Consider the following 5,809-nt stretch of genomic DNA (forward strand, 5'->3'; position numbering starts at 1 on the left):
CACTCACACACTCTGTGCCTTTGTGCCCGTTCCCTAAAACCAAAAACTATACCCTAGCGCCTCACTCCTTTCCCTGCCCAAAAAATTACCATTTCAACAATTTAAGTGCTCTTTTTTTAACAAGTTTACAAGAAATAAAAGCCAATATTAATTAATCAAAAAAAAGTTAGTTTAAGCAATCTCCTTCAAGTAACTTTGTGCAATTTTGGGGGTGACTGTAATTTGCTCAAATCTTCCTCGTTTTTTTCATAATCCGAAACAACAAAAACAATGTCTGTCGAATTATTATCAAGTCGAATCAACGCATTAGAAGAGTCGGCTACGTTGGGAATGACCAAAAAAGCTCGCGAATTGGCGGCTCAAGGTCACAAAGTGATTAGTTTATCTGTAGGTGAACCAGATTTCAAAACTCCAAAGCACATTTGTGATGCTGCTAAGGACGCTATCGACGCTGGTTTTCACGGTTACTCACCAGTGGCTGGTTATCCTGACTTGCGTAAAGCAATTGCCGATAAATTAAAACGTGACAACAACCTTGAGTGGGGTCCAGAAAACATCGTAGTTTCTACAGGAGCAAAACACGCCTTGGCAAACGCTATTTCTGTATTGGTAAATCCTGGCGAAGAAGTAATCATCTTTGCTCCTTACTGGGTATCATACTCTGAAATGGTAAAATTAGCAGAAGGTACTTCTGTCATTGTAGAAGGTTCTTTTGATAATAACTTCAAAGTAACGCCAGAGCAATTTGAAGCAGCAATCACACCTAAAACTAAATTGGTGATGTTTGCTTCTCCAAACAACCCTACTGGTTCGGTATATACGGAGGAAGAATTGAGAGCTATCGCTGCTATTGTTGAAAAACATCCAAACATCTTCGTTTTAGCTGACGAGATTTACGAATATATCAACTTTACAGCAGGTGGTCACTTCTCTATCGGTTCTATTCCAGCAATCAAAGACCGTGTAATCACTGTAAATGGTGTTGCTAAAGGTCATGCAATGACTGGTTGGAGAATTGGTTTTACGGCATCTGCTAAATGGATTGCAGAAGGCCTTGAGAAATTACAAGGTCAAGTTACATCAGGTACTTGTTCTATTGCTCAAAAAGCTGCTACAGCTGCTTTCAATGGTCCATTGGATGAGGCTTACAAAATGAAGGAAGCTTACGACCGTCGTCGTCATCTTGTAGTAGGTTTGTTGCGTGAAATCCCAGGTTTCAAAGTAAACATGCCAGACGGTGCGTTCTACGCATTCCCAGATATTAGCTACTACTTTGGTAAAACAGATGGTACAACAGTTATCAACAATTCTGACGATTTCTGTATGTGGTTGTTGGCTGAGGCTTTTGTGGCTACGGTAGCAGGTTCGGGCTTTGGTGCGCCAAACTGTATGCGTATTTCGACTGCTGCTGCCGACGAGCAACTAGCAGAAGCTTGCGAAAGAATCAAAACAGCAGTTGCTAAACTGAAATAAGGATTTGCAACTTACGAATACAAAAAATCCCCAGTGTATGATAGATACATTGGGGATTTTTTTATCAAACACTTGTTTGCTTAATATCGCTATATCACCACTCATTATCAGCGAATTACAAAAGAATACACTACTAAATCAATGTTTATCTGCATGAGATGATGTGAGATAAAGAAAAATTCAGTATTTTTCACTCCATAAAAAGTAAATGAGCGCCTTAGGCTCCAGACAGTAAGTATTACCAAGTATTTATAAAACCCCAAAGTGATTTTTTAATAATTGTTATAAAAATTTTACCCAAAGCCTAAATACAATCTTATTTGTCTATCAATCACAACCATTATGCTGCCCCATCCACTTTTTATATCTGAACTTTCGAGGTAAAATTTCAACCCTCATTTTTACAAAAACCACCAACTAAAATCAAAACCTTTTAACAGCACTTAGATGAACACTTTCTACTCCAAGGCTACGTTTTGCATTATTTTTCTTGCCTCATTATGCTTTTCATGGTCAGGCTTGGGTCAGTCAACAACCAGTCGGGCAACCACGGCATGGCAAGCTTTTTACCAAAATCAAAGACTAGAAGCTCAAAAACAATTTGAAGCAGCTCTCCAAAATCCTAATACCAAAGCCGATGCTTACTTGGGCTTAGGCATGATAAGTTGGTATGATGAACAACGTGACAAAGGATTCGACTACATGGTGAAGTTTTACGAAAGTAGTCCCAACCCTTATCCGTATCTCTATGCCTTATGGTCTTCGGAGGTATTGTATGGTAGTGCCAAACCGATTCAGCCTAAGCATATTGATTTTTTACAACGTCTTATCAAAGATACCAAGGCCCCTGGTACTTTGCGAGCAATGGCACATGCCAGCTTGGGAGATTATTACCAAAAAACAATGAATATCGAGGCTACCAAAGCTGAGTATCAAAAAATCGGAGCAATTGATAATTGGGCCGTGCTAGGAACATTTGAAAATACTTCTGGAAGCGGGTTTGATAAGGATTTTGGCGTTTTACAAAACCCAGACCTGAATGCTACTTACAAAAATAAAGTACAAGCCAAAATAGCTTGGTTTAAACCTCCTGTAGAACGTATTGACAAATGGTTTGACTTTGACCAATTGTTCGATACCGACAACTCTTTGATGTATGCACAATCTTTTGTGAATAGCCCAAATGACCAAAGTGTATACTTGCGTGCAGGATGCTCGGGGTCAATGAAGATATGGGTCAATGATCAATTGGTGGTAAATGAATCAACAGAACGAAATTGTGACCTTGATATTTATACATACAAAATTACCTTAAATAAAGGATATAACCGTTTCTTGGTTCAAGTTGGACAAAGTATTGCTGGACGTGCCAACTTCATGATTCGTTTGACAGACGAAAAAGCCAGTCCAATAGCAGGTTTCACATCGACCACTCAACCACAAGCTTACCAAAAAACGATGAAGGTAGAAGAGAAAAATTTACCTTTTTTTGCTGAAAACTTTTTTGAAGAACTAATCAAAAAAGATGCTAAAAGTGTGGTCGACTATGTGTTTTTAGCGAGTGTTTTTAATCGTAATGATAAAACTTACGAAGCCAAAAAAGCCATACGTAAGGCGCGTGAAATTACGCCCAATAGTACCTTTATTAGCAGAATTAATGTGGAGATTGCAATGCGAGAAAGCAATCGTACCGAAACTGCCAAAGAAGCAGAATTTATTAATAGTAATGACCCTACTTCCAACTTTAGTCTGACCTACCAACTCACAACAGCAATGGGGAAAGAAGACTTTGTGGAGGCGGCTAAGATAGTTGAAGAAACAAAAAAATACTTTGGAGTAAGTCAGGCTACAGATTTGGGAGAGCTTTTGATTTATGCTCGCCAAAACCAAATGGATAACCTTCTCAAAGCCGTGGATAAAGTGTATAAACTTTACCCAGATAGCTACGAATGTATTCAGATGTATTGCTTGGTACAGGCGGGTGTTCACAAAAATACGCAAGCAGCGATTGATACCTACAAAGCTTTTTTGGAAAAACATTATAACCTTACAGGAATCCGTGAATTAGCAAAGTTGTATTATCAAAGTGGCGACAAAGCGGCGGCCTTGGAGTTATTTAAAACGGCTATTAAAATGGCGCCTCATGAAATTAGAAGGTATACAGACCTTGTCAATGAATATTATTCATTGGCAGACTACCAAAGTGCCTTAACCTATCAGCAGAAAGCACTGGAGTTTGTACCTTACGAAGGCTCTTATTGGCAAGATTTAGGTAAAATTTATCGTGAATTAGGCAAAACATCTGAGGCTATTCAGGCTTACAAAAAAGCGCTAGAATATAGCCCAACCTTGTTTTCGGCTCATAAGGCTTTACGTACTTTAGAAAATAAATCTGATTTATTCGATAGTTTCCCGCAAGTAAACCCAGAGGAGGTTTTCAAGAAATCACCTACAACAAAGGAGTATCCAACCGACAATAGTGTAATTTTGGTAGACAACAAACAACGTATTGTGTACCCACAAGGAGCTAGTGAAGAACGTGTTGAAACAATTATTAAAGTACTCACACAAGAAGGTATTGATGCATGGAAAGAATATGGAATTCCTTACAACTCAAATACGCAAACCTTACAAATTGAAAAAGCAGACTTGCTAAAAGCCGATGGGACTAAGACCAAAGCCGAAACCAATGATAATCAGTTGGTTTTTGCGAGTCTACAGGCAGGTGATGCTATTCATATCGTTTACAAACTCGAAAATTATACCTCTGGAATGCTGGCAGGGCATTTTAGCGACCGTTTTTACTTTAATATTGGCTATCCTATCCTATCATCAAATTTTAGTTTATTGATTCATAAAGATCGTCAATTTCAGTATAAAACGCATAATTTTAGTTTAGAACCAAGTATCAAAACCATAGACGACTTTAAGCTGTATTCATGGGTAAAAGAGAATACACCAGCTATTGAAGCAGAATATTATATGCCTCCAATCGACGATGTGGCACAATTGCTAGAGGTATCTACTATGCCAAGTTGGCAATTTATAGGCGACTGGTATAGCGATTTGGTTTCGATTAAATCAAACTCTGATGTCGAAGTTCAAGATGCTACTAAAGAGATTTTCCAAAATCAACCTAAAAACTTGACGACCATCCAGAAAGCAAAGCTGATTTATGAATATATCGAAAAAAATGTTAATTATCTCAGCGTAGCATTTATGCAAAGTGGATTGGTACCACAAAAAGCCTCTCAAACACTCAATAACAAGTTAGGAGATTGTAAAGATGTATCAACCCTCTTTGTGGCGCTGTGTAATGAGGTAGGTATCAAAGCGAATCTAGTATTGGTTTCTACGCGCGACAATGGTTTGTATGGTATGCTTTTGCCAAATATTCAATTCAACCATTGTATCGCTAGTTTGGAAGAGGGAGGTAAAAAATACTATATCGAACTTACCGACAACAAAAACCCTTTTGGAGCAGGTTCGTACATGCTCAGAGGTGCCAATATTTTACCGATTCCTCGCAAGGATACACCAGTAAGTACAACGCTCCAACAATTAAGAGAAGCCGTTCCATACACAGATGCCATTGTACGCAAAACTACAATAGACATCAACCAACGCGATTTGAACATCAAAATCGTTTCAAAAAAATCAGGAAGTTTGAGTAGCGATTCTCGACACTCAAACATTGATTTGAGTCAAGAAGATCGTGAAAAGCAATTAACAGCCTCTTTATCAGAAGGATTTACAACACCTGTGAAGGTGAATACGCTTTCATTTGAAAACCTTGATAACCTAGCGGATTCGGTCATTACTAAATATTCTTATTCTGTAAAAAACCAAATCAATGAGGTGGCAGGTATGAAGATTTTCTCCTTACCGTGGTCAGAGAAAATCGCTAGCTCTGATTTTATCGCTTCTGAAACTCGTGTATTTCCTTTTGAACTATGGAAAATTAATGCAGCTACCTTCATGAGCGAAGAAATCACGCTGACTTTACCAACAGGAAAAAAACTAGCCGAAATTCCGAAACCTGTAAAACTTAGTACCAGTTTCGCTGATTATGAAATGACCTATACTGCTGTTAATGGTAAAGTTGTAGCAAAACGTATGTTGAAAATCAAAAAAGACCAAGTTGAGGCTAAAGACTATAAACTATTCAGAGACTTTTTCCTACAGGTTATTGAAGCCGACACCAAACAGCTGGCTATTAAGTAATCATGCAGAATTATATTTAAGTTTTGTGTGTTAGGGACAAGGCAACAGGCACAAGGTAAAGAGTGCTAAAATATTTTTAACGACCACGGACATGCATTTTTGCCATAGCCCA

Annotated in this window: 2 protein-coding genes; both read left to right on the top strand. The window is 38.3% G+C overall.

Going from position 1 to position 5,809, the window contains the following annotated elements; translation table 11 throughout:
- Positions 1-270 precede the first annotated feature (270 nt).
- Positions 271-1,473 (top strand): pyridoxal phosphate-dependent aminotransferase, encoded by a 1,203-nt coding sequence (locus ACOVQ4_RS09665; RefSeq protein WP_421820445.1) that lies wholly within the window; start codon positions 271-273, stop codon positions 1,471-1,473.
- A 447-nt stretch (positions 1,474-1,920) separates the two neighbouring features.
- The gene (locus ACOVQ4_RS09670) at positions 1,921-5,697 is read left to right on the top strand and encodes a DUF3857 domain-containing protein (RefSeq protein ID WP_421820446.1); all 3,777 of its coding nucleotides are present in this window, start codon (positions 1,921-1,923) and stop codon (positions 5,695-5,697) included.
- Positions 5,698-5,809 lie beyond the last annotated feature (112 nt).

Origin of the sequence: Flectobacillus sp. (assembly GCF_049240685.1) — a bacterium.
In the GTDB taxonomy this organism is placed as follows: domain Bacteria; phylum Bacteroidota; class Bacteroidia; order Cytophagales; family Spirosomataceae; genus Flectobacillus.

What these genes read in the sequence shown, in the direction of transcription:
- ACOVQ4_RS09665 (WP_421820445.1), top strand. Translation starts at nt 271, where the DNA reads ATGTCTGTCGAATTATTATCAAGTCGAATCAACGCATTAGAAGAGTCG.
- ACOVQ4_RS09670 (WP_421820446.1), top strand. Translation starts at nt 1,921, where the DNA reads ATGAACACTTTCTACTCCAAGGCTACGTTTTGCATTATTTTTCTTGCC.